Below are 21,450 nucleotides of genomic sequence, written 5' to 3'. Positions count from 1 at the left end.
CCCCGGGACGGAGTCCGGGGGAGGACGGCGGGGAATCGGCTGACCCCGGGTCTGTTGTGGCTGGTGGCCGGCGCGCTGACGGCCTGGCAGGTGGCCGAGGCGCTGCGGCGGACGTCGGACGGGCGGCTGACCGACCTCGGGCGCTGGCTCACCGCCCAACCCGTCTACGGCGAGGGCGGTTTCACCGGAACCCCGGTGACCGCGCTGCTGCTCGACCCACTGCTCGACCCGCTGCGCGCGGCCGGGGGCCGCGCCGCCGACCTGGGATGGACGTTCGGCACCCTGCTGCTGCTCGCCGCCTTCGGACTGCTGGTGGCGCGCGCCGTGCCGGGCGCCACCCGGCTGGTGGCGCCGGCCGTGCTGATCCTGCTCGCCCTCTCACGACCGGCGCGCGAGCTGGTGGCGCACGGCGGTTTCGGGCTCCCGGCGCTCGTGTTGGCGCTGGCCGGCTGGCTGTTGGCCCGCCGTCACCAGGGGCGCGGCGGCGCGCTGATCGGCCTCGGCGCCGCGTTCCAGCCGACGTTGCTGCTCTTCGCCGCGCTGCTCTGGTGCACCGGCGGGCGCCGCGCCGCCCGCGCCACCGGCGTGGCGTTCGCCGGCGCCACCGCGCTGGCCTGGGCGGCCAGGCCGGCCGACTCCGTCACCTACTGGCTCCACCACACCGCGGGCGTCGGCCTCGGCGAGGCCGCCGACGGCCTCGCCAACCAGTCGCTGCACGGCGCGCTCCTGCGCCTCGGGCTGCGCGGGCCGGCCGAGGTGGCCCTCTTCCTGGTGCTCGCGGCCGTCGTCTGCGGCGTCGCGCTGCGCCGCGCCACCCACCTGGCGCGCGACGACCAACGGCTGCTCGCCGCCGGCCTGGTGGGCTGCGCCGCGCTCGCCATCACGCCCGCAGCCTGGGCGTCCGGCCAACTGTGGCTGCTGGCCGCGCTCGCCGGCCGGGCCGGCCGGCGCATCGCGGACCGGCCGGTGTGGCCGGCGCTGGTGGCGCTGGTGCTGGTCTTCGACGGCACGGTGCTGGTGCCCAAGCTGGACTCGTTGGCGCCGATCGGTGAGAACGCGCCGCTGCTCGTCGCGCTCGCCGCGGCCGGCGCCCTCCGCTTCCTGCCGCGCGCGTCGCCGCTCTGGGACCGGCCGGTCAGGGCCGGCGCGGCCGGCCGGCCCAACCTGCTGCTCGAACTGCTGCTGATCCGCGTCGGCTACTTCTGCTACTCCTGGGTCCGCAGCGAGGCGAGGGGCGACCGGGAGACCGCCGAGGCGCACGGCCACCAGATCCTCGACATCGAGCGCGCGCTGCGGATCGACATGGAACACGGGCTCAACCACGCGGTGGCGGACGTCGGTTGGCTGGCCGACGCGATGGACTTCGCCTACGCGTCCTTCCACTTCGCCGTCCCGCTGACCATCCTCGGCTGGCTGCTCGTCCGCCACCCGGCCGCCTACCGCGCCGGCCGCCGGGCGCTGGCCCTCACCACGCTGCTCGGCCTCGTCGGCTTCTGGCTCTACCCGCTGGCGCCGCCCCGGCTGATGCCGGACCTCGGCTACATCGACACGGCCAACGGCGTCCAGGACCTCGACGACCCGCGCTACGGCGCGCTCACCGGCATCACCAACCCCTACGCCGCCATGCCGTCCCTGCACGTCGGCTGGTCGCTGTGGTGCGCGGTGACGCTCTGGCGGACCGCCCCGTACGGCTGGCTGCGGGTGGCGGGCTTCGGCTATCCGCTGCTGACCACGGTGGTCATCATGGGCACCGGCAACCACTACCTGCTGGACGCGGCCGGCGGGGCGCTGGTCGTGCTCGGCGGCTTCGCCGCCTCCCGCGCCCTCGGCCGGGCCTTCGAACTGGCGGACCGGGTACCGCCGCCGACCGAGGAACCGGGGGAGGAGCCGGGGGAGCGGCCGCCGGCCCTGACGGGAGCGCGCTAGGTGTATTGCCCTGTGAGGTCGGGGACGCGGCTGGCGGGTGGTTTGCCGGGGCGGTCGACATCAGATCACGATCTGATGAGGCTGGTGCGTATGAACATCGCCCGCCCGGATTCCGTGACGTTCACCGACCTCTCCCGTAACCCGCGTGCCGTGGCCGAGCGGGCGTCGCGCACGGGGCGTCTGCGGGTGACTCATCGTGACGCGCCCGACTTCTACCTGACGGCGGCCGACCGTGAGGAGCGGCGTGACGCCGACCTGAGCACGACCTCGCGGATGTTCCTGGCGATGATCAGGCGCGACGCCGGCGCCCAGGCGCTCGTGACGGTCATGCCCGACGTCTTCCCCTGGACACGGCATCTGGGAGACGCCGAGGTGCGCGCGTTCACGGTGGAACTCGTCGAGGCCCTTTCCGATGCCGCCGAGCTGGGCGCGGACCACTCCGCACCGGAGGTCATCGCCGGGTGGCGCGCCACCGCTCGCATCAAGGCCGACCCGGAGGGGTACCAGGCCACGCCGGGGCCCACCGAGGGTGACTACGGCCCCGTCGAGGCCGTCGAGTGACCCCGAGGCGCGGCGATCGGGCGGGTGTGGCAAGGCTGAGCACGTCTCCACGCCCGTGGGGGCTCCACGTGCTTCGCGGAGCCGCTCAGGCGTCCGGGGCGAGGAACCGGCGGGCACCGCGCAGCGTGGTGCCCAGCGTGCGCCGGGTGGCGCGGCTGTCGAGGCGGACGTCGAGTGCCCCGGGGAGTGCGCTGTCGGCCCGCAGGCCCGCGGGCAGGCGGGAGGCGTCGAGCCCGTCTCGCCCGGCGACGAGGATCCCGAGTTCGTGGCGGCTCACGGCGTCGGCTCCCGCCAGGTGGTGAACGCCGGTCGCCGTGCCGGACGCGAGTTCCAGGAGGGCGGCGGCGAGGTCGGCGACGTGCACGGGGCAGCGGATGTCGTCGGTGAACAGCGTGCCCTTCCGGGTGCCGGCCGCCAGGTCGTGCACCATGCGGACGTGCGGGGACCGCTCGTCGCCGATGATCAGCGAGGTGCGGGCGACGACGGCGTCCCGGTGCACGAGGCGGACCCCTGTCTCCGCCGCGGCCTTCGCCGCGCCGTAGGGGGTGACGGGATCGGGGAGGCAGGACTCGTCGTAGTGGACGCGGGCGCCGGAGAACACCGCGTCGCTGGAGACATGGACGAGGCGGCAGCGGTGCCGCGCCGCGGCCATCGCCAGGTGGACGGGGCCTTCGGCCGTGACCTTCCAGTCGGATCCGCCGCTCGTCGCGTCGATGACGAGGCGTGGGCCGACCTCGGCGACGACCGCCTCGACGCGCTCGGGGTCCCGCAGGTCGAGGGCGTGCCACGCGACCTCCCGAACGCTGCCGGGCCTGGTCGCGAAGGTCGCGGCCGTCGGGTGCCCGGCCGCCGCCGCCCGGCGGGCGAGCTCGGTGCCGAGGAACCCGCTACCGCCGATGATCAGGATCGTCATGGGGCGCAACGGTAGGGGATCCCCCGGGGCGCGGCCGCCGCCCGTGGCGGCTCAGCGGGACGAGGGCTCGGCGCCGGTGGCGGTGTGGGCCGCCGTGATCAGTTCGCCGGCGATCTCCAGGGAGGCGGCCATGCGCTCGTCCGCCGAGCCGCCCACCGCGTCGAGGCCGAAGACGCCGGCGTGCAGGCTCATGAAGGCCGTGACGGCCCGGAGTCGGGTGGGGAGGGGGGCGTCCGGGGGGACCATCACGCCGACCAGGTCCATCATCCGCTCCTTCAGGCTGTGGCGGATCTTGAGTTCCCGCAGGGTCGCCTGGTTCTCCTGCATGAAGCGGAACAGCGGCTGCGCGCCGCCCAGGCTGGCGCCGTAGCGGCGCAGGACCTCCAGCTTGGTCTCCAGCGTGGGTGGCTGCTCCCGCGCCCAGCCGATCAGTTCGTCGACCGGCCTGGTCATGTCGGCGTAGATGCTGCTGAGGATGTCTTCCTTGGTCTTGAAGTGGTAGTACAGCGCGGCCTTGGTGACGTCGAGACGCTCGGCGATCTCGCGCAGCGAGGTCTTCTCGTAGCCCTGCTCGGCGAAGAGGTCCAGGGCGACCGACTGGATGCGCTGCCGGGTGTCGGACCGGCGTGAGGGCCGCGTGCCGCTCATCGATGTGCTCCCACTTTACTCATTACTTACTTGACGGCCGGCTAGTTGCCACTCTACCTTCTCCAGAGTACCCACTTGCCGGTCGGCAAGTAAGGCAACGGAGGAGCACATCGTGTCCCAGGATCAGGCGGAGGGCCAGAGCCAGAGTCAGCTGGCGGCACCGCGCAACGCGCGCGTGGTCATGATGGCCCTGCTGATCGCGATCATGCTGGCCATGCTGGACAACATGATCATCGGTACCGCCATGCCCACCATCGTGGGTGAGCTCGGCGGTGTCCAGCATCTCTCCTGGGTGGTCACGGCGTACACGCTGTCCACCGCCGCCTCCACGCCGATCTGGGGCAAGATCGGCGACATGTACGGTCGGAAGGGCTCCTTCCTGACCTCCATCGTGATCTTCCTCATCGGATCCGCCCTCTCCGGGATCGCCCAGGACATGGGGCAGCTGATCGCGTTCCGGGCCGTCCAGGGCCTGGGCGCCGGCGGGTTGCTGGTCGGCGTGATGGCGATCATCGGCGACCTGATCCCGCCCCGGGAGCGCGGCCGCTACCAGGGCATGATGGCCGGCGCGATGGCGCTGGCCATGATCGGTGGCCCGTCGCTCGGCGGCCTGATCACCGACCACCTCGGCTGGCGCTGGACCTTCTACATCAACCTGCCGCTCGGCGCCGTCGCCCTCACCATGGTGACGCTGGTGCTGCACCTGCCGAAGCGGCGCGCCCAGGCCAGCATCGACTACCTCGGCGCCACGCTGCTGGTCGTCGGCATCACCTCGATCGTGCTCGTCACCACCTGGGGCGGCACCGAGTACCCGTGGGGCTCCGCCCGCATCGTCGGGCTCTCGGTGCTCGGCGTGGCGTCCCTGGTCGCGTTCGTCTGGTCGCAGACCAGGGCGGCCGAGCCCGTGCTGCCGCTGCACCTCTTCCGCAACCGCAACTTCACGCTCGTCGCGCTGATCGGCTTCTTCGTCGGCTTCGTGATGTTCGGCGGCACGCTCTACCTGCCGCTGTTCCAGCAGGCGGTGCAGGGCGCCTCGGCCACCAACTCCGGGCTCCAGCTGCTCCCCATGCTGCTGTCGATGATGGCGGTGTCCATGGTGGTGGGCCGGGCGACCACCAGGACCGGCCGCTACCGGATGTACCCGATCGCCGGCGGCGTGCTGATCGTGGCCGGGATGCTGCTGCTCTCGACCATGGACACCGACACCGACCGGCTGACCGCGGGCGTCTACATGGCGGTGCTCGGCGCCGGCATGGGCTTCCTGATGCAGATCACCATGCTCATCGCCCAGAACAGCGTGGAGATGCGGGACATGGGCGTGGCCTCGTCCACCTCCACCCTCTTCCGCACCCTGGGCAGCTCCTTCGGCGTCGCGATCATGGGCGCCCTGTTCACCTCGCGGGTGGAGGACGAGATGGCCGGCAGCGGCGCCGCGGCCGGCGGCGCCACCCGGGAGACCGCGGCGCTCGACGCCGACGGCCTGGCGGCGCTGCCCGACCAGGTGCGCGTGGCCTACGAGAACGCGGTCGCCTCGGGCATCCATGTCGCCTTCCTGGTCGGCGGGTTGATCGCCATCGCGGCGTTCGTGATGGCCCTGTTCGTCAAGGAGGTCCCGCTGCGCGGCGGCCCGCAGGCCGAGGCCGCCCCGGCCGGCGGACCGGGCGGCGAGCGTCCGGTCGTCGAGCCCGTCTGAGCCGCTTCCCGGCCGGGCCCGCCCACGCGCCCGCGCACCCCCCGAAACCCGGGGAGGTGCGCGGGCGCCGTCGTGTTATGAAACCGTGATTCAGCGTTCGGCGGCCCCCAAGGAGTCATAGAGGGTGGCGGGCGCGAGCGGGCGCGGCGGTTCGAAACGGAGAGCGGATGGGCGAGTACCAGGATTTCGAGGAGTACGCGCGCGCCCGCCAGAACCGGCTCTACCGCACGGCGGTGCTGCTCTGCGGCGACCCGCACCGCGCGCAGGACCTCGTGCAGAACACCCTGGTGCGGCTCCTGCGCTACTGGCCGCGGGCGATCCGCGCCGACAACGTCGACGCCTACGCCCGCACCGTGCTCACCCGCACCTTCCTCGCCGAGCAGCGGAGGGGACTGCTCAGCCGCCGGGCGCACGCCGTCGAGGACAACCCGACCGGCGCCGGGGACCCGGCGCTCCGGGTGACGCTGCTCGCCGCCCTGGGCGAACTGCCGCCCAGGGCGCGGGCGATGCTCATACTCCGCTACTGGGAGGACCTGAGCGTGGCCACCGTGGCCGGGCTGATGCGGTGCAGCCAGTCCACGGTCAGGAGCACCTGCTCCCGCTCCCTGGCGCTGCTGCGGAGCCGCCTCGACGCCGGGGAGTGGCACGCCGAGCCCTACGCGGGGCTCGGCGCCCAGCGGAGCCGCTAGCGCCGTCGTCCCACCCGGCCTCGTCGCGTTCGGCCCCGACGAGCCCGGTCGTACTCCGATGCGGCGCTCGTGCGCCGGACGTGCCGGAACATCCGTGAAGACCATGCGAAAGGGACAGTGTCGTGCACGACTTCAACGCCGAGGAGCCAGCGCTCAGGCGGGCGATGGAGCAGGCGGTCGACGGCCTGGCGCCCCGCGTCGACCTGGTTCCGCGGGCGCTCACACTGGGTCGGCGACGCCGGGCCCGGATCCGGCTGGCCACCGCCGCCGGCGGCCTCGCCTTCGCCGCGGTCACGGCCGCCCTGGTCGTGGACTACGTGCCGCGCGGCACGGACCCGCTGCCGGCGCCCCCGGTCGCGTCCGGGCCCTCGGTCGAGGAGACCGGGGCACCCGTGAGCACCCCGGAGGCGGCGGACGCGGCCGAGCCCGTCGAGATCCACCGGGCGCGCGTCATGGACGCGCTGGACCGGTTGCTGCCGGCGCGGGCCGGCAGCCTCGAGAGCATGACCGACGGCTGGGACACGTACATCGGCGTGACGGAGAACGGCGGCTACCGGATCGGCCTCGACGCCGTTCCCGCGTCGGGCCGAGCCGACGGATCCTGCACGGACGGCGGCCTCGACGGCCTCTGCCGGCCCTACGCGCTCGACGACGGGACCCCGGTCGCCGCCTGGACGGAGTCGGAGAGCGGGGTCGACGTCTCCGTGCGGGTGCGGTTCCAGGAGCGGGACCTCGTCGCGGAGATCGTGGTCGACGCCGCCACGAATCCGGGGATGCCGCTGCCGCTGAGCGCGGAGGACCTGGTGGCCCTGGCCAACGACGAGGAGGTCCGTGACCTCATCGTCGAGGGCGCCGGGCTGGCCGAGGAGAGCGGGTCATAACCTGAGACCCGCACACGGGGGCCACAGGAGCCACGGCAGCAACACACGAACCACGCGAACCACGCGAAGGGAACCACCACATGGGCAGCCGAGCCCTCAAGTCTCCGCAGTCGAGGGGGCGCGCGCGCCGTCGTAGACGCCCCCGGCGCGCCCTGCGCGTGGTGCAGGGCGCGGCGCTGCTGCTCGGCCTGGCCGTCGCGCTGGTGGCGCTGCGGATGGTGGTTCGGGACGACGTGCGCGCGGAGTCGGCCGGCGGCCCCAACGAGCCGACCGCCCCGGTGGAGATGGAGCCCTCGCCGCTCCCGACGACCGAGGAGGAGACCGCCCCCGAGCTGGAGGAGCCCCTCCCCGAGGAGGACGGCGCGGACGACGCGTCCGGCGACGAGGGCGACGACGAGCCGGCCGACGAGGAACGCATACCCGTGCCGGAGACCGGCCCCGGCACCTTCCGCGCCGCCCCGGGCGGCGGCGCCCCGGTCGGCGGGAGCGACGTCCTCACCTACCGGCTGCAGATCGAGGACGGCATCGAGATCGAACCCGACGCCGCCGCCGCCGAGGTCGGGGACATCCTGGCCGACCCGCGCGGCTGGACCACCGGGGGCGACACCGGCTTCCAACTCGTCGAGGAGGGCCCCTCCGACTTCGTGGTGCAGATCGCCACCCCCGGCACCGTCGACGCCATCTGCGGCCAGTACGGGCTCGACACCGGCGGCGAGGTCAACTGCAGCGTCGCCCAGACCGTCGTGGTCAACCTGCGCCGCTGGGTGCAGGGTTCGCCGCAGTTCGCCGGGCCCGTCGAGGAGTACCGGGCGCTGATCATCAACCACGAGGTCGGCCACTACCTCGGCTACGGCCACGAGGGGTGCCCCGGCCCCGGCGAGCCGGCCCCCGCGATGATGCAGCAGATCAAGGGCCTAGACGGCTGCGTGGCCAACGCGTGGCCCCACGACGAGAACGGCGAGTACCTCTCCGGGCCCTCGGTGCCCTGAGCGCCGGGCGCGAGGCGCCGCGGCGGTACTGACACGCGGTAGTCGGTCGGTTGCGGGGCGCGGCGGGGCGGGCCATGCTGTGCCCGCATGGAGCCGGAACAGCAGCTCACGCAACGACTGAGCGCCGCCAGGGTCAGCGCCGTCGCACTCACCTGGGTCGACAACGCCGGGCTGACCCGCGTCAAGGCCGTGCCGGTCGGCCGGCTCACGGAGGCCGTGCGGCGCGGCGTCGGCATGTCGCCCGTCTTCGACGTCTTCCTCGTCGACGACTCCATCACCAGCAGCCCCAGGATCGGCGGCCCCGACGGCGACCTGCGCCTGGTGCCCGACCTGGAGCGGCTCACCGTACTCGCCGGCCAGCCCGGCTGGGCCTGGGCGCCGGCCGACCGCTACGAGCAGACCCGCGCCCCGTATGTGGCCTGCCAACGGGGGTTCGCCCGCCGGCAGGCCGACCGGGCACTCGCCGAGCACGGACTCGAGCTGCGGATGGGCTTCGAGACCGAATGGGCCGTCACTCGTCCGGGTGATTCCGGCGACGGCCGGCCGCCCGGTGGCCAGGCGCTGCCCGGCGGCACCGGGCCCGCCTACGGCATGAGCCGGCTCGTCGGCCTCACCGACTACCTCCGCGACCTCACCGAGGCGTTCGCCGCCCAGGGGCTGCCGCTGCTCCAGCTCCACCCCGAGTACTCGCCCGGCCAGTTCGAGATCTCCGCCCGGCCAGCCGCCCCGGTCGCCGCGGCCGACGACGCCGTGCTCGTCCGGGAGACCATCCGCGCCGTCTCGAACCGCCACGGCCTCCACACGTCCTTCGCGCCCGTCGCCGACCTCGGCGGTCTCGGCAACGGCCGCCATCTGCACCTCAGCCTCTGGCGCGGCGGCAAGAACGCCTGCCGGGACGGCGACGGCCCCTACGGCATGAGCGGCGTCTGCGAGGCGTTCCTCGCCGGCGTGCTGCGCGAACTCCCCGCGCTGCTCGCCATCGGCGCCCCCACCCCCGCCAGCTACCTGCGGCTGCGCCCGTCCGTCTGGGCCGGCGCGTTCCAGTGCTGGGGGCTGGAGAACCGGGAGGCCGCCGTCCGCTTCGTCACCGGCGCCCCCGACGACCAGGAAGCGGCCAACGCCGAGGTCAAGTGTTTCGACGGCGCGGCCAACCCCTACCTGCTCGTCGGCGCCGTCATCGCCGCCGGCCTGGCCGGGGTCGGGGACGGCCTGACGCTGCCCCAGCCCGTCTCCGGCGACCCGGCCGAGCGGCACGTCTCCCCGCCACCCAGGCTCCCCGAGTCGCTGCCGGCCGCACTCGACCAGCTGGAGTCCTCGACCGTGCTGCGCACCGCGCTCGGCGAGGAGCTGTACGGGGCGATCCTCGCCGTCCGGCAGGGCGAGGTGGCGCTGTTCGCCGAGTCCACGCCGGACGAGATCGTCGCCGCCACCAGAGAGCGTTACTAGGGGTTGAGCAGCATGGACTTCAGGGACCCTACAGATCGCACGGACCGGGCGGACCGTCCCGACCTCGTCGACCAGCACTGCCACGGGGTGCTGCGCGAAGGGCCGGTGGACACCGCCCACTTCGGCTCACTGCTCACCGAGTCCGACGCGCCGCCCGCGCCCGGCACCAGCCACTTCGACAGCCAGCTCGGCTTCGCCGTCCGCCGCTGGTGCGCCCCGGCGCTCGACCTGCCGGCCAACTGCCCGCCCGACGTCTACCTGGCGAGGCGGCGTGAGCTCGGCACCCCCGAGGTCACCCGGCGGCTGCTCCGCGCCGCCGGCCTCGCCACCCTGCTGGTGGACACCGGGCTGCCGGGCGACCTGCTGGTCCCCGCCGAGCTGGCCGACGCGGCCGGCGCGCCCGCGCACGAGATCGTCCGGCTCGAGACGGTCGCCGAGTCGGTCGCCGACCAGGGCCCGGACGCCGCCGCGCTGCCCGGCCGGCTCACCGAGGCGATCGCCGAGGCCGCGCGCGGCGCCGTCGCCTTCAAGTCCGTGGTCGCCTACCGGCACGGACTCGCCCTCGAACCGGATCCGCCGAGCGCCGCCGAGGCGCGCGCCGCCGCCGGCCGCTGGCTCGCCGAACGCGAGCGCGGCGGCCGGCTCACCGACCCGGTGCTGCTGCGCTGTCTGCTGTGGTCCGCGGCCGGCACCGGGCTGCCGCTCCAACTCCACACCGGCTTCGGCGACTCCGACCTGCGGCTCCCCGACGCCGATCCGCTGCTGCTCACCGACCTCGTCCGAGCCCTCCAACCGACCGGCTGCCGCCTGGTGCTGCTGCACTGCTACCCCTACCACCGGGGCGCCGGCTACCTGGCCGCCGTCTACCCGCACGTCTACGCCGACCTCGGCCTCACCCTCGGCCACACCGGCGCCCGGGCACGGGCCGTGCTGGCCGAGGCGCTGGAACTGACGCCGTTCGGCAAGCTGCTGTTCTCCACCGACGCCTACGGGCTGCCCGAGCTCTACCTGGTGGGCTCCCGCACCTTCACCAGCGGCCTCGGCGAACTCCTCGACACCTGGGTCAAGGAACGGTCCTGGGCCCCGGCCGACGCCGCGCGCGTCGCCGCGCTGATCGGCGGCGGGAACGCGCGGCGACTGTACGGGCTCGTGGACGGCTGACCGCCGTCCCGGCCGCGGCCTGTTCTCCTTCGGCCGACAAACACCCCGCCGGACGGCGACTTTGGTGGACAACGGACGAGACCGGCGACCGATGCCCGCCACCCCGCCCCGCTCCTAGCGTCGAACCATGGGAAGTTTCTCGGCGGCCCGCGGGCCGGTGCGGGCGGCGGAGCGGGCCCTGGCGCCCGATCTGGCGCGTGGCGTCATGCTGTTGCTGATCTGTCTCTCCAACACCGGCTTCCATCTCTACGCCGCCCGGCACGGCGCCTCCGGCTGGCACCCCGACGAGGGGTCGGTGGCCGACCGGGCGGCGCAGTTCGTCATGATCGCCGGCCTGGACCTGCGGATCTACCCGCTGTTCGCCTTCCTCTTCGGCTACGGGATGACGCAGCTCTACCTCCGGCAGACGGCGCGCGGCGCCACCCCGCGCGCCGCGGTGCGGCTGCTGCGCCGCCGCGGCCTGTGGCTGATCGTCTTCGGGGCCTGCCACGCGGCGTTCCTGATGGCCGGCGACATCACCGGCGCCTACGGGGTGTCGAGCCTGCTGCTCGGCTGGCTGTTCGTCCGCCGCGGCGACCGGGTGGTGCTGATCGGCGCCGCCGTGGCCTTCGGCGTGCTGCTGCTGACGGCGGTGCCGGCCGTCGAGGCCCTCGCCGCCGGCGACCTCGGGCGGCTGGGGCACGCCCCGACCGAGCCCACCGCCGTGGTGTACGCGGCGGACGAGACGAACCCGTTGGCCGCCGTCGGCACCCGCCTGACCACCTGGGCGTTCGTGACGCTGGCCGCCGGCTTCGTGGGCGTGCCGATGTTCCTGGTGATGCTGCTCGGGTTCTGGGCGGCGCGTCGGCGGGTGCTCGAGGAGCCGGAGCGGCACCTGGGGCTGCTGCGGTGGACGGCCGGGATCGGCGTCGCCGTCGGCTGGCTCGGCGGCCTGCCGGGCGCGCTGGCCCACGTCGGCCTGTGGGCCGTGCCGGCGGACGCGCTCTCCGAGGGCGGGGCGCTGCGGGCGGCGGCCGAGGCCACGGGGCCGTTCGCCGGGCTCGGCTACGTGGCGCTCTTCGGGCTGTTCGCGGCCCGCCTCCGGCGCCGCCGGCGAGCGCCTGGCCGGGCGGCGCGGGCCGTGGCCGCGCTCGGCAAGCGCTCGCTCTCCGGCTACCTCTCGCACTCGCTGCTGTTCTCGCCGGTGCTCGCCGCCTGGGGGCTCGGCCTGGGCGCGCACCTGACGAGCGCGACGATGGCGCTGTTCGCCCTCGGGGTGTGGCTCGTCACGGTGCTCGCCGCCGACCGCCAGGAGCGGCTCGGCGGCGGGCCAGGGCCGGCCGAGGCGCTGCTGCGCCGGCTGGCGTACGGCAGCCCGGCGGCCCGGGCCGCGAGCGTCGAGCGCACCGCGCCTGTGGGGCCGGAGGAACCCGCCGGGTCCGCCGCGCCCGAAGGGCCGGCCGCGGCGGGGCGCGGCAGATGCTAGGCCCCGTCCGGGCTCCCGTCGGCTCGGCGCCGCGGGTCAACGCGCGCCGAACAGCTCCAACAGCTCGGTCCTGCCGAACATCCGGGCCGTGTCGATCGCCGACGGCTGGCCGGCCGCCGGGTCGGCGCCCGCGTCCAGCAGCGTCCGCACCACGTCGGAGGCGCCCTTGAACACGGCGCCCGCGATCGGCGTCTGCCCCTGGTCGTTGACCCGGGTGGCGTCGGCGCCGCGCTCCAGCAGCGCCCGCACGGTGTCGGCGTGGCCGTGGTAGGCGGCCAGCATCAGCAGCGTGTCGCCCTTCTCGTTGCTCAGGTTCGGTGGGACGCCCGCGTCCACGTAGGCGGCGACGGTGTCCGTGTCGCCCTGCCTGGCCAGGTCGAAGACCTTGGCGGCGAGCTGGAGCACCTCGGGGTCGTGCGCGGGCTCGTTGCTCTCCGGTGCCGGGCCGGTCATGGGGACGCCTCCTCGGTAGAACGGCAGGCGGGAGCGGGTCCGCGCTGCCGACGTCCAGCCTACGTACTCTTGCGGGCATGCCCCTCACATTCCCCCGCACGTCTCCGGGCGCGGCCGGCCCCCGGTTCCGGACCGACCGGTTCCGGACCGGCTGGTTCCGGACCGGCTGGTTCCGGGCGGACGCGGCCATGGCGCTGCTCGGCGTGGTGCTGGTGGCCGAGGTCGGGTCGCTGTTCTTCCGCACGCCGGACGTCGGCCCGGTCGTGCTGGTGGCCGACGTGCTGCTGCGGGTCGTGGTGTTGGCGGTGGCCGGGCTGCGGCACCGCTGGCCGGTGGCGGTGGCCGTGGCCGCCCTGGCGGTCACCGGCGTCTACTTCCCGCTGTCCGTCATCGACGGCACCACGCCGCTGTTCACCTTCGTGGTCGCCCTCTACACCCTGGCCCGGGCGGGCCGGCTCGCCGCCGCCGTCACGCTGGCGGCGCTGGCCATGCTGGCCCTCGGCTACGGCGAGCTGATCGCGGAGGGCGGGGAGCGGCACGTGGAGAACGCGACCGTCCTGATGCTCAGCGGCTGGGTGGTGAGCCTGATCGCGCTCGGCCACGCGACGCGGGTGCGGGGCGCCTACCAGGCGGAGGTGGAGCAGCGGATGCTGGCCGCCGAGCGGGAACGGGACGTGCGGGCGCGGCAGTCGGCGACCGAGGAGCGGCTGCGGATAGCGCGCGAGCTGCACGACGTGCTGGGCCACAACATCTCGCTGATCAACGTGCAGTCCACCGCCGCGCTGCACCGGAGCGCCAAACGTCCGGGCCAGACGGCCGAGTTGACGGGCGCGCTGGAGTCCGTCCGGGACGCCAGCAAGGAGGCGCTGCGCGAACTGCGCACCACCCTCGGGGTGTTGCGGCAGGTGGACGAGGAGGCGCCGACCGCGCCGGCGCCGGCCGGTCTGGATCGGGTCGCCGAGCTGGCCGAGCGGGCCTCGGTCGCCGGGCTCCGGGTGACCGTGGCCACCGAGGGCGAGCCACCGGTGGTGCCGGCGCAGATCTCGCTCGCCGCCTACCGCATCGTCCAGGAGTCGCTGACCAACGTCACCCGCCACGCGGGCGCCTCCCGGGCCGAGGTCCACCTCAGCTACGCGCCGGGCGAGCTGCGGCTGCGGGTCGACGACGACGGCGCGGGCGCGCCCGACGCCGGCGCGCTCGGCAGCGGCATCGCCGGCATGGCGGCCCGGGCCCGCGCGCTGGGCGGCGACCTCACGGCGGCCAACGCCGCCGACGGCACCGGATTCCGGGTCGCCGCCCGACTGCCGCTGCCCGCCGGGCCGGCGTAGCGCCGCCGCCCGGGCGCCCGTCCGGGCTTCCGCCCCGCGCTCAGCGCGCCGGCGGGACGGCCACCCGCCACCCGGGGTTGTAGGTGTCGGCGACCTCGACCACCGTCCAGTCGCGTGCCCGGCGGGGCGAGGAGGCGTCGCGCAGCACGAACGCGGTCGGCTCCTCGCCCGGTTCGGCGGCCCGGCAGCCCAGCGTGTGCGCCACCGGGATCGCCTGGCCGCCGCCGAGCACGCACGGCGGGCCGACGTCGTGCGCGCGCAGTGCCTCGGCGACCCGCTCCCAGTCGGCGCGGGCCCGCTCCTGGATCCGGGCGTGGGTGCGGAGCGTGTCGAACTGGACGGCCAGCTGCGCCAACGCCAGCGCCGTGAGGCCGACGGCCGCGGCGCGGGACGACAGCCGCGCGGCGACGAACCCGAGGCCGAGCACCACGGGGACGGCCAGCAGCGCGTAGCAGGGCAGCAGGAAGCGGGTGGCGGCGTAGTCGATGAGGAAGAGGTAGGTGAAGCCCAGCGAGCACGCCGTGACGACGGCCAGCCGCACCGCCGTCCGCACCTCGGGCCGCACCGCCGTCCGCACCTCGGGCCGCGCCGCCGTCCGCGCCTCGGGTGGCGTCCGGCGCGTGGCGTACAGGCCGGCCGCCGTCAGGGGCGGCAGCAGCAGCCACCAGCCGAGCATCGGCCACGAGACGTGGTCCCCCTCGCACGGCCGGCACAGCAGCGGGCCGTCGAGCGCCGCGGCGTGTTCGAGCAGCGAGAACGTGAGACCCGTGCCGCCCTGGATCTCGCTCGCCTCCCGCAGCCGCGCCCACACCCCGCCGAAGCCGAGCTCCGCCTCCACCAGCCACGGCCCCACCCCGGCCAGCAGCCCGCCGCCGACGGCGGCCACCCGGGGCGCGAGCCCCGCGCGCCCGGGCCAGGCCAGCAGCGGCAGCGCCAGCCAGACGGCGTCGCTCGCCCGCATCAGCCCGGCCGCCGTCACGGCCAGGGCGAGCGGCAACCACCGGCCCCTGACGCAGGCGCCGACCGCGCCGACCGCCGCCATCGCCACGTAGTGGTTGGGCATGGCCGCGCCGCCGTAGAACAACGCGAACCAGAGCGCGCCGTACGCCGCCGCGGCGGTCGGCGCCACCGCGCGGCCGGGGAGGAGCGCGGCCCACGGCCGGTACCCCAGGTAGAGCGCGAGCCCGGCGGCCGCCGCCAGGTAGCAGCGCAGCGCCACCACCGAGTCCGTGACCGCCGCCACCGGCGCGACGAGCAGCGGCACCCCGCGCGACCGTGGCGCGCTGAAGGGCGCGGCCGGGCCGAACTCCGGCCAGCGGCTGACGTACACGATCTCGTCCCAGCCGAGCGCCAGCGTCGGCGGCACCAGCAGCAGGGACAACACGGCGAAGCCGACGGCCACGGCGGCCAACGGCCGCCGCGTCGGCCTCGCGGCCGCGCGCGACGCGTGGCGAAAGGTGACGGTTTGTACGGCCATGACACGGCGATATCACGCCGCGGCCCGCCCGCCGCGCAGCCGCCGCCCGGTACGGGGTGTCGGTTACCGCGGGGCCGGTTTCGGCACACGGGCGGGGCGCGACCTGGCCAGCAGGACGCCGGCGACGACCAGGACGCCGCCGGCGGCGGTGTGCCAGGCGAGGGGTTCGGAGAGGAACAGGGTGCCGAGGGCGATGGACCAGAGCGGCGTCAGGTAGGTGACGGTGGAGGCGACCGTCGGGCCGGCCTCGCGGATCACCCGCAGGTTGAGGATGTACGCGACGCCGGTGCCGAGCGCCCCGAGGGCCAGCAGGCTGGCCCCGGCGTGCCAGCCGGGCCATGCCGGCGCGCCGCCGAGCAGCGGCGCGGCGACCGCCAACTGGGCCGCCGCGCACGAGAGCTGCGTGGTGGAGAGGGCCGCGGCCGAGCCCGGACGGTCGGCGAAGAACCGGCGGGTGTAGGCGAAGCCGGCGCCGTAACAGAGGGTGCTGCCGAGGCAGGCGGCGGCGCCGGCCAGGGTCGCGTCGCCCAGCCCCTGCCAGACGCCGAGCATCACCAGCACACCGCCGAAGCCGACCAGCAGGCCCGTCGTCCGGCTCGCCGTCAGCCGCTCACCCGGGACCAGGGCGAGCGCGAACAACAGGGTGGTGAGCGGCGTGGTCGCGTTGAGCACGCCGGCCAGCAGCGAGCTCACCCGCGTCTCGCCGAAGGCCAGCAGCGAGAACGGCACGGAGTTCAGCAGCAGCGCCACCACCATGGCGTGCCCCCAGGTGGCGCGGTCGCGCGGCAGCCGGTCGCGGCGCGCGACGGTGATCGCGGCCAGCGCCAGCGCGCCGAACAGGCACCGCCACAGCGCCACCCACACCGGGTGGACGTCCGCGTCCACGGCCACCTTGATCAGGGCGAAACTGGACCCCCAGATCAGCGAGAGCACCACGAAACCGGGCACCGTCCGTCGCTCCACATCCGCTCCTCACGCCCCTGCCGTCACCACACGCCGGCGATTCTCCGAGCACGCCGGCGCGCGAGGCCAACAAGCGGCGCGCGAGGGTCATGAGCGTCGCTCATGGCCGTCGCGCCACGAACGGCGTTGCGGCCGTCCCCGGCGCACCCGAGGATGAACGCCATGAGCGGGACGAACGTCGGCATCACCCACCTGCGGGCCTTCCTGGCCGTGCTCGACCAGGGGGGCTTCGGCAGCGCGGCGGAGGAGCTGGGCGTCAGCCAGTCCGCCGTCTCGCACGCGGTGGCCACGCTCGAACGTCTCCTCGGCGCCGCCGTGCTGGTGCGCGGGGACGGCCGGCCCCGGCCGACGGCGCTCGGCGAGCGGATCCTGCCGTTCGCCCGGCGCACCGTCGACGCGCACGCCGCGCTGTGCGCGCTGGCCGCCGGCCACGACCCGCGGCCGTCGGGGACGGTGCGGCTGGCCGCCACCGCCACGGCCTGCCTGGGCGTGCTGCCCGCGCTCCTCGCCCGGTGGAAGGCGGACTTCCCCGGGGTGAAGGTGGTCCTGCTGGAGGGCGACGACGACGAGGTCGAGGAGTGGCTGCGGGCCGGCGCCGCCGAACTCGCCGTCCTGGTCGGTCGGGAGCCGCCGCCCGGCGTGCCCGTGGCCAGCGACACGTTCCAGGCGCTGCTCCGCCGCGACCATCCGCTGGCCGGCGAGGCCGCGATCGAGCTCGCCGATCTGGACGACGACCCGCTGGTGCTGTCCACCGGCGGCTGCGAGCCGTACGTCGAGGAGGTCCACCGGCTGTCCGGCGTGATGCTCCGCCCGGCCCACCGGGTCCGGGACATGGGAACGCTGCTCACCATGGTCCGCGGCGGCATCGGCGTCGCGATCATGCCGGGCCTGACGGCGACGCTGCTCGACCACCGGCTGGTGCTGGTCCCCCTCACCAGGACCGTCACCCGGCACCTGTCCCTGACCGGCCCGGCGGACCGGCCCTGGCACCCGCTGGCCGAGCTCCTCACCACGGCGGTGCCGGCCGGCGCCCGGGCTCACTCGGACAGCACGGCGCCCAGCATCGCGTAGGCCAGGGTGCCGGAGGTGAGCCCGACCAGCACGGTGAGGTAGACGGAGAGGGCGCCGGGGCCCCGCGACTCGAACACGTAGCGGTGGGCGGCCGGAGTCACGGTCGCGCCGTTCCGGCGGCGCCCCAGCGCGACGCGCAGCGCCCGCAGCTCCGCGCCGCCCTTCACCGCCAGCCGGACGCCGTGCGCGTCCGTCACCACGACCATCCCGCCGATGTCGCTCCTCGTCAGATAGGGCCACAGCCGCGCGCTCCGCAGCTGACGCAGGTCGACCGTCCGCCGACCGGTCCAGGTGGCGGCCGACAGGTGCTGCTTCGTGCGCGCGATCCGGCGCTGCGCGAGGAACGCCTCCTGCGGATAGATCATGGCGACCGGGCACGCCAGCAGGCACCAGGTGATGGCGAGGCCCTGCGGAAGCAGCGGGGCGAGCGCCAGCGGCAGCGCCAGCCAGAGCACCAGCAGGGCCAGCCCGACGCGCGCGCGGCGACGGGCGATGTGCGGTGGTACGAGACCGAGTTCCTCGGTGGATTCCCCCATGCGGCCCCACCCTAGGTGGGCCCGCGCACGCCGACCGACGCGGGTTCGCGGGGGCGGCCAGGGCGGCGCCCGTCTACCCTGGCCGGCATGAAGGACACACCTCCGATACGCGTTCTCCTCGCCGACGACCAGCGGCTGGTCCGGGCCGGGTTCCGGTCGATCCTGGAGGACGAGGACGACATCGAGGTGGTCGCCGAGGCCGCGACCGGCGCCGAGGCCGTGGCGTTGGCCCGGGAGGCGCTGCCGGACGTGGTGCTGATGGACATCCGGATGCCGGAGATGGACGGCCTGGCCGCCACCGAGGCGATCGTCGCGGACGAGCGGCTGGCGGACGTCAGGGTGGTGATCCTGACGACCTTCGACGTGGACGACTACGTCTACGGCGCGCTGCGCGCCGGCGCGTCCGGGTTCCTGGTGAAGGACACCGAGCCGATGGAGCTGCTGCACGGCGTGCGGGTGTGCGCCCGGGGCGACGCGCTGATCGCGCCGGCGGTCACCCGGCGGCTGATCGCCGAGTTCGCGAGCCGCCGGGCGCGGCAGCCGGACCCCAGCCCCCGGCTCAACGCGCTGACCGAGCGGGAGCGCGAGGTGATGGGTCTGGTCGGGGCCGGGCTGACCAACGACGAGATCGCGCGCCGGCTGGTGCTCAGCCCGGCCACGGCGAAGACACACGTCAGCCGCATCATGACCAAGCTGGACGTACGGGACCGGGCACAACTCGTGATACTCGCCTACGAGTCGGGGATGATCACGCCGGGTTGGCTCAGTTGACGTCGGCGCTTTGCGCGAACTCCGCCGCGTCGTTCGCCCGACCATGGGCAATCGCGATCTTCACCTCGGGTCCGAGCCCGGGCCGTGTGGGCCTTCGACGCCCGGTGATCGTGCGAAGGACCTGACCCGACCCTCCCCGCGAACCGACCCGACCGCGCCGCCCCGGACACCGTCCGGGGCGGCGCCGTCGGGTTCCCGGACGCTACCGCGGTGGTACGCCGGGCGCGCGGCGCGCAACCCCGGTGGTACCGCCGGTGTCAGCCGCCGGGGGACGCGCGCCCCCGAGCCGTGCCGCGAGTGTGGGGGACGTGGAAGCGGAAACCCTGGACCTCGCCCGATGGCAGTTCGCCCTGACCGCCGGCGGGCACTTTCTCTTCGTGTCGCTGACCCTCGGGCTGGCGACCGTGCTCGCCGTGCTCCAGACCTGGGCGACGGTGCGCGGGACGCGCGACGTCCACCAGCGGATGGTCAGGTTCTGGGGCCGGCTGTACGTCATCAACTACGGCGTCGGCATCGTCACCGGCATCCTGATGGAGTTCCAGCTCGGGATGGCCTGGAGCGGCCTCGGCCACCAGGCCGGTGACGCCTTCGGCGCCTCGCTCGCGCTGGAGACGGTGTTCGCCTTCTTCGTCGAGGCGACGTTCCTCGCGCTGTGGCTGCTCGGCTGGGACCGCTTCAACCGCTGGGTGCACCTGGCCACGCTGTGGGTGGTCACGCTCACCGCCTATCTCTCCGCCTACTGGATCCTGGTCGCCAACGGCTTCCTCAACCACCCCACCGGGCACGTCGAGACGGCCGACGGCCGGCTCGAACTCGCCGACCCGGTCGCGCTGTTCACCAACCCCAGCACGGTGCTCGCGTTCGGCCACGTCGTCTCGGGCGCCCTGCTCACCGCCGGCGTCTTCCTAGCCGGCGTCAGCGCCTACCACCTGTTCCGGCACCGCGCCGACGAGCCGGACGGCTTCTTCGCGCGCTCGCTGCGGATCGGGATCTACACCGCGCTGCCGGCGCTCTTCGTCACCGCCGCCTTCGGCGGCACGCAGCTCGGCGCCCTCCGCACCTGGCAGCCGGCCAAGATCGCGGCCTTCGAGGGCGACCGGGCCGAACTCGACCGCGTGCAGGCGGAGTTGTCCGCGCGCTTCGGCCCCGGCGACTACCTGCCGCACGAGGCGCTGACCCGTGGCGCCGGCCTGGTGATGATGATCGCCTTCGCGCTGCTCATGCTGCCGCTGCTGGCCAGCGCGCTGCTCGCCCCGTGGTCGTGGGCCGTGCGCCGGCTCCGGATCTGGCACCTGACGCTGATGGCCCTGGTGCCGCTGCCCTTCGTGGCCATGATCGCCGGCTGGGTCTTCCGGGAGGCCGGCCGCCAGCCCTGGGTGGTGTACGGGCTGCTGCGCACGGAGGACGCCGTCTCCCAGGTCTCCACGGGCACGATGCGGCTCTCGCTCGCGGTCTTCGTGCCGCTCTTCGCCCTGCTGGTGGCCGGCAACTGGTGGCTGCTGCTGCGCGCCGCCGGCCGGGGGCCGAGCCCCGCGGACCTCCGGATGTCCTGAGCCGCCCCCGACACACCGACACCGACACCGACACCGACACCGACACACCCACACACCGACACACCACACCGACACACCGACGGAAGGGAGGACGCCGTGGAGACGCTCGCCGCACTCGTGCTCGGGGTCTTCGTCGCCGGGTACTTCGTGCTGGCCGGCGCCGACATCGGCCTCGGCATGCTGCTCCCGGCGCTCGGCCGCGGCCGGTCGGAACGGGGCGCCGTGATCGCCGCCGTCGGGCCGCTGTTCATGGCCAACGAGGTCTGGCTGGTGGCCGCCGCCGGGGTCCTCTTCGGCTGCTTCCCGGCCCTGGAGGGCGAGTTGTTCAGCGGGCTGCTGCCGGTGCTGGTGCCGCTGTTGGCCGGCTGGCTGCTGCGGGACGCCGGCCTGTGGTGGCGGCGGGTGTCGGACGCCCGAGCCCTGGACGCCCTGGTCGTCGGCGGCAGTTGGCTGCTGGCCGGGGCATGGGGCTGGCTGCTCGCCTCGCTGCTGGTCGCCGCGGACGGCGTCGGCTACGCGCCCGCGCCGGTCGCCACCGGCGCCATCACCGCGGCGGGCACCGCGGCCCTGTTCGCCGCCCACGGCCTGGCGCTCGGCTGCCGCCGCCTCACCGGCGAACCACTCCGCCGCGCCTGGCAGTTGACCGACGGCCGGAGCGCCGGCTCGACCCGCGCGCTCACCTCGGCGGTGATGGCCGGCCTGCCGTTGCTGGCCGGCGCCCGGCTGCCGCTGACCGAGCACGCCGCGAGCAGCACCGCGCTCCTCGTCCAACTGCCGCCGATCATCGCCGTCCTGCCGCTGCTGGTGGCCGCCCGCTACTGGCTGGGCAGGGCCGCCCAGCGCCCGCCGTCGCGGGCACCGATCCACCGTTCGAACAGTCCCGAGGAGAACCTCACATGAGAACCGCCGCCCCGACCGTCTCCGCC

The 21,450-nt window shown here is 74.9% G+C and carries 20 protein-coding genes; 14 read left to right on the top strand and 6 right to left on the bottom strand.

Annotated features, from left to right (window positions below; genetic code table 11):
• Both E1283_RS09240 and E1283_RS09235 read left to right on the top strand, forming a co-directional pair.
• Window positions 1–1,926: bifunctional glycosyltransferase 87/phosphatase PAP2 family protein (locus E1283_RS09240; RefSeq protein ID WP_132817445.1), on the top strand; the 1,926-nt coding region annotated here is incomplete at its 5' end.
• A gap of 75 nt (window positions 1,927–2,001) precedes the next feature.
• On the top strand, window positions 2,002–2,487 hold the full coding sequence (locus E1283_RS09235; protein WP_243744705.1) for a prevent-host-death family protein: 486 nt from the start codon (window positions 2,002–2,004) through the stop codon (window positions 2,485–2,487).
• 85 nt (window positions 2,488–2,572) lie between these two features.
• On the opposite strand, the gene E1283_RS09230 is transcribed toward E1283_RS09235, so the two are convergent.
• Both E1283_RS09230 and E1283_RS09225 read right to left on the bottom strand, forming a co-directional pair.
• A complete protein-coding gene (locus E1283_RS09230; RefSeq protein ID WP_132817444.1) occupies window positions 2,573–3,400 on the bottom strand; it encodes an SDR family oxidoreductase in 828 nt (275 codons plus the stop codon).
• A 51-nt stretch (window positions 3,401–3,451) separates the two neighbouring features.
• Entirely contained in the window at window positions 3,452–4,048 is a 597-nt protein-coding gene (locus tag E1283_RS09225; protein ID WP_132817443.1) for a TetR/AcrR family transcriptional regulator, read from the bottom strand.
• Between the two features lie 181 nt (window positions 4,049–4,229).
• Between E1283_RS09225 and E1283_RS09220 the strand changes: the two genes are divergently transcribed.
• The 7 genes from E1283_RS09220 to E1283_RS09190 all read left to right on the top strand — a co-directional run bounded on the left by E1283_RS09220 (window position 4,230) and on the right by E1283_RS09190 (window position 12,372).
• Complete coding sequence (locus E1283_RS09220) at window positions 4,230–5,741, top strand: MDR family MFS transporter (RefSeq protein ID WP_132817447.1); 1,512 nt, start codon at window positions 4,230–4,232, stop codon at window positions 5,739–5,741.
• Between the two features lie 167 nt (window positions 5,742–5,908).
• Entirely contained in the window at window positions 5,909–6,430 is a 522-nt protein-coding gene (locus E1283_RS09215) for a SigE family RNA polymerase sigma factor (protein WP_132817442.1), read from the top strand.
• 122 nt (window positions 6,431–6,552) lie between these two features.
• Complete coding sequence (locus E1283_RS09210; RefSeq protein WP_132817441.1) at window positions 6,553–7,311, top strand: hypothetical protein; 759 nt, start codon at window positions 6,553–6,555, stop codon at window positions 7,309–7,311.
• A gap of 80 nt (window positions 7,312–7,391) precedes the next feature.
• Entirely contained in the window at window positions 7,392–8,300 is a 909-nt protein-coding gene (locus tag E1283_RS09205; RefSeq protein ID WP_132817440.1) for a DUF3152 domain-containing protein, read from the top strand.
• Between the two features lie 87 nt (window positions 8,301–8,387).
• Window positions 8,388–9,746 carry a type I glutamate--ammonia ligase gene (locus E1283_RS09200; RefSeq protein ID WP_132817439.1) on the top strand — a complete coding sequence of 453 codons (1,359 nt, stop codon included), beginning with the start codon at window positions 8,388–8,390 and terminating at the stop codon, window positions 9,744–9,746.
• A 12-nt stretch (window positions 9,747–9,758) separates the two neighbouring features.
• On the top strand, window positions 9,759–10,907 hold the full coding sequence (locus tag E1283_RS09195) for an amidohydrolase family protein (RefSeq protein WP_132817438.1): 1,149 nt from the start codon (window positions 9,759–9,761) through the stop codon (window positions 10,905–10,907).
• Between the two features lie 127 nt (window positions 10,908–11,034).
• Window positions 11,035–12,372, top strand: a complete 1,338-nt coding sequence (locus E1283_RS09190) for a DUF418 domain-containing protein (RefSeq protein WP_207930343.1) — start codon at window positions 11,035–11,037, stop codon at window positions 12,370–12,372.
• 36 nt (window positions 12,373–12,408) lie between these two features.
• On the opposite strand, the gene E1283_RS09185 is transcribed toward E1283_RS09190, so the two are convergent.
• The gene (locus tag E1283_RS09185; protein ID WP_132817437.1) at window positions 12,409–12,825 is read right to left on the bottom strand and encodes an ankyrin repeat domain-containing protein; all 417 of its coding nucleotides are present in this window, start codon (window positions 12,823–12,825) and stop codon (window positions 12,409–12,411) included.
• Window positions 12,826–12,902: 77 nt separating this feature from the next.
• Here E1283_RS09185 and E1283_RS09180 point away from each other — a divergent pair, with 77 nt between their 5' ends.
• Entirely contained in the window at window positions 12,903–14,153 is a 1,251-nt protein-coding gene (locus E1283_RS09180) for a sensor histidine kinase (RefSeq protein WP_132817436.1), read from the top strand.
• A gap of 40 nt (window positions 14,154–14,193) precedes the next feature.
• On the opposite strand, the gene E1283_RS09175 is transcribed toward E1283_RS09180, so the two are convergent.
• Window positions 14,194–15,630 (bottom strand): hypothetical protein, encoded by a 1,437-nt coding sequence (locus tag E1283_RS09175; RefSeq protein WP_132817435.1) that lies wholly within the window; start codon window positions 15,628–15,630, stop codon window positions 14,194–14,196.
• A 63-nt stretch (window positions 15,631–15,693) separates the two neighbouring features.
• Window positions 15,694–16,593: a DMT family transporter gene (locus tag E1283_RS09170; protein WP_132817434.1), complete on the bottom strand. Its 900-nt coding sequence runs from the start codon at window positions 16,591–16,593 to the stop codon at window positions 15,694–15,696.
• A gap of 162 nt (window positions 16,594–16,755) precedes the next feature.
• Between E1283_RS09170 and E1283_RS09165 the strand changes: the two genes are divergently transcribed.
• Window positions 16,756–17,664 (top strand): LysR family transcriptional regulator, encoded by a 909-nt coding sequence (locus E1283_RS09165; protein WP_132817433.1) that lies wholly within the window; start codon window positions 16,756–16,758, stop codon window positions 17,662–17,664.
• On the opposite strand, the gene E1283_RS09160 is transcribed toward E1283_RS09165, so the two are convergent.
• Window positions 17,631–18,200 carry a hypothetical protein gene (locus E1283_RS09160; RefSeq protein ID WP_132817432.1) on the bottom strand — a complete coding sequence of 190 codons (570 nt, stop codon included), beginning with the start codon at window positions 18,198–18,200 and terminating at the stop codon, window positions 17,631–17,633. The two genes, E1283_RS09165 and E1283_RS09160, sit on opposite strands and share 34 nt — an antisense overlap.
• Before the next feature lie 87 nt (window positions 18,201–18,287).
• On the opposite strand from E1283_RS09160, the gene E1283_RS09155 reads away from it, so the two are divergent.
• The 3 genes from E1283_RS09155 (at window position 18,288) to E1283_RS09145 (ending at window position 21,424) form a co-directional block, all read left to right on the top strand.
• Entirely contained in the window at window positions 18,288–18,971 is a 684-nt protein-coding gene (locus E1283_RS09155; RefSeq protein WP_132817431.1) for a response regulator, read from the top strand.
• Between the two features lie 308 nt (window positions 18,972–19,279).
• Window positions 19,280–20,524, top strand: coding sequence for a cytochrome ubiquinol oxidase subunit I (locus E1283_RS09150; protein WP_132817430.1), 1,245 nt, complete (start codon window positions 19,280–19,282; stop codon window positions 20,522–20,524).
• Between the two features lie 96 nt (window positions 20,525–20,620).
• Complete coding sequence (locus E1283_RS09145; protein ID WP_132817429.1) at window positions 20,621–21,424, top strand: cytochrome d ubiquinol oxidase subunit II; 804 nt, start codon at window positions 20,621–20,623, stop codon at window positions 21,422–21,424.
• Window positions 21,425–21,450 lie beyond the last annotated feature (26 nt).

This window comes from Streptomyces hainanensis (assembly GCF_004348415.1).
Lineage (GTDB): Bacteria > Actinomycetota > Actinomycetes > Streptomycetales > Streptomycetaceae > Streptomyces > Streptomyces hainanensis.
The sequence above is the reverse complement of the archived record's forward strand: the minus strand, read 5'-3'. Positions and strand labels throughout refer to the sequence as shown.

Excerpts from the sequence above, each read along its gene's own strand:
- E1283_RS09225 (WP_132817443.1), bottom strand. The coding sequence starts at position 4,048 with ATGAGCGGCACGCGGCCCTCACGCCGGTCCGACACCCGGCAGCGCATC.
- E1283_RS09205 (WP_132817440.1), top strand. The coding sequence starts at position 7,392 with ATGGGCAGCCGAGCCCTCAAGTCTCCGCAGTCGAGGGGGCGCGCGCGC.
- E1283_RS09190 (WP_207930343.1), top strand. The coding sequence starts at position 11,035 with ATGGGAAGTTTCTCGGCGGCCCGCGGGCCGGTGCGGGCGGCGGAGCGG.
- E1283_RS09160 (WP_132817432.1), bottom strand. The coding sequence starts at position 18,200 with ATGGGGGAATCCACCGAGGAACTCGGTCTCGTACCACCGCACATCGCC.
- E1283_RS09195 (WP_132817438.1), top strand. The coding sequence starts at position 9,759 with ATGGACTTCAGGGACCCTACAGATCGCACGGACCGGGCGGACCGTCCC.
- E1283_RS09235 (WP_243744705.1), top strand. The coding sequence starts at position 2,002 with ATGAGGCTGGTGCGTATGAACATCGCCCGCCCGGATTCCGTGACGTTC.
- E1283_RS09230 (WP_132817444.1), bottom strand. The coding sequence starts at position 3,400 with ATGACGATCCTGATCATCGGCGGTAGCGGGTTCCTCGGCACCGAGCTC.
- E1283_RS09215 (WP_132817442.1), top strand. The coding sequence starts at position 5,909 with ATGGGCGAGTACCAGGATTTCGAGGAGTACGCGCGCGCCCGCCAGAAC.
- E1283_RS09180 (WP_132817436.1), top strand. The coding sequence starts at position 12,903 with ATGCCCCTCACATTCCCCCGCACGTCTCCGGGCGCGGCCGGCCCCCGG.
- E1283_RS09175 (WP_132817435.1), bottom strand. The coding sequence starts at position 15,630 with ATGGCCGTACAAACCGTCACCTTTCGCCACGCGTCGCGCGCGGCCGCG.
- E1283_RS09165 (WP_132817433.1), top strand. The coding sequence starts at position 16,756 with ATGAGCGGGACGAACGTCGGCATCACCCACCTGCGGGCCTTCCTGGCC.
- E1283_RS09155 (WP_132817431.1), top strand. The coding sequence starts at position 18,288 with ATGAAGGACACACCTCCGATACGCGTTCTCCTCGCCGACGACCAGCGG.
- E1283_RS09220 (WP_132817447.1), top strand. The coding sequence starts at position 4,230 with ATGATGGCCCTGCTGATCGCGATCATGCTGGCCATGCTGGACAACATG.
- E1283_RS09185 (WP_132817437.1), bottom strand. The coding sequence starts at position 12,825 with ATGACCGGCCCGGCACCGGAGAGCAACGAGCCCGCGCACGACCCCGAG.
- E1283_RS09200 (WP_132817439.1), top strand. The coding sequence starts at position 8,388 with ATGGAGCCGGAACAGCAGCTCACGCAACGACTGAGCGCCGCCAGGGTC.